Origin of the sequence: Mesorhizobium tamadayense, assembly GCF_003863365.1 — a bacterium.
GTDB lineage: Bacteria > Pseudomonadota > Alphaproteobacteria > Rhizobiales > Rhizobiaceae > Mesorhizobium > Mesorhizobium tamadayense.
Window position 1 is genome coordinate 1 of record NZ_RQXT01000154.1, and the last position, 1577, is coordinate 1577.

At 65.0% G+C, this 1577-nt stretch carries 1 protein-coding gene; it reads left to right on the top strand.

Annotated features, from left to right (window positions below):
- Window positions 1–1577 (top strand): formate--tetrahydrofolate ligase (locus EH240_RS36920; RefSeq protein ID WP_125007236.1); only part of this gene is annotated, 1577 nt, incomplete at both ends.

Here is a 1577-nt window from a genome sequence, read left to right on the forward strand (position 1 = left end):
GCGCGCGCCGCCAGGAAGAAACAGATCCAGGAGATCGGCGCCAAGATCGGCATCCCGAACGAGCACCTTTTGCCCTACGGCCATGACAAGGCGAAGGTCTCGGCCGAATTCATCAAGTCGGTGAAGGGCAACAGGGACGGCAAGCTGATCCTGGTCACCGCCATCAACCCGACGCCTGCCGGCGAAGGCAAGACGACGACCACGGTCGGCCTCGGCGATGGCCTGAACCGCATCGGCAAGAAGGCGATCGTGTGCATCCGCGAGGCCTCGCTCGGCCCGAATTTCGGCATGAAGGGCGGCGCCGCCGGCGGCGGCTACGCGCAGGTCGTGCCGATGGAGGACATGAACCTCCACTTCACCGGCGACTTCCACGCCATCACCACCGCGCATAACCTGCTTTCGGCGCTGATCGACAACCACATCTACTGGGGCAACGAGCTCGGCATCGACATCCGCCGCGTCGTCTGGCGCCGTGTCATGGACATGAACGACCGCGCGTTGCGCGAGATGATCTGCTCGCTGGGCGGCGTCGCCAACGGCTTCCCGCGCGAAGCCGGCTTCGACATCACCGTCGCCTCCGAAGTGATGGCGATCCTGTGCCTCGCCACCGACCTCAAGGATCTCGAGAAGCGCCTCGGCGACATCATCGTCGCCTACCGCCGCGACAAGTCGCCGGTCTATGCCCGCGACCTCAAGGCCGACGGCGCCATGGCCGTGCTCTTGAAGGACGCCATGCAGCCCAACCTCGTGCAGACGCTGGAGAACAACCCGGCCTTCGTGCATGGCGGCCCCTTCGCCAACATCGCGCATGGCTGCAACTCGGTCGTCGCCACCACGACGGCGCTGAAGCTCGCCGACTACGTCGTCACCGAAGCTGGCTTCGGCGCGGATCTGGGTGCCGAAAAATTCTTCGACATCAAATGCCGCAAGGCGGGCTTGAAGCCGTCGGCAGCCGTCATCGTCGCCACCGTGCGCGCCATGAAGATGAATGGCGGCGTCAAGAAGGAAGACCTCGGCAAGGAGGACATCGAGGCGGTCAAGAAGGGCTGCCTCAACCTCGGCCGTCACATCGAGAACGTGCACCAGTTCGGCGTGCCGGTGGTGGTGGCGATCAACCACTTCACCACCGACACCGACGCCGAGATCAGGGCGCTGAAGGATTTCGTCGCCTCGATGGGTGCAGATGCGATCCTGTGCAAGCACTGGGCGCAGGGTTCTGCCGGCATCGAGGATCTGGCCCACAGAGTGGTCAAGCTTGCCGAATCCGGCGCCTCGCAGTTCTCGCCGCTCTATCCAGACGAGATGCCGCTGTTCGAGAAGGTCAACACCATCGTCAAGCGCATCTACCGCGGCGACGAGGCGATCGCCGACAAGTCGATCCGCGACCAGCTGCATGCCTGGGAGCAGGCCGGCTACGGCAACCTGCCGGTCTGCATGGCCAAGACCCAGTATTCCTTCTCGACCGACCCGAACCTGCGCGGCGCCCCGACCGGCCACACCGTGCCGGTGCGCGAGGTCAGGCTCTCGGCCGGCGCCGGCTTCGTCGTCATCATCTGCGGCGAGGTCATGACCATGCC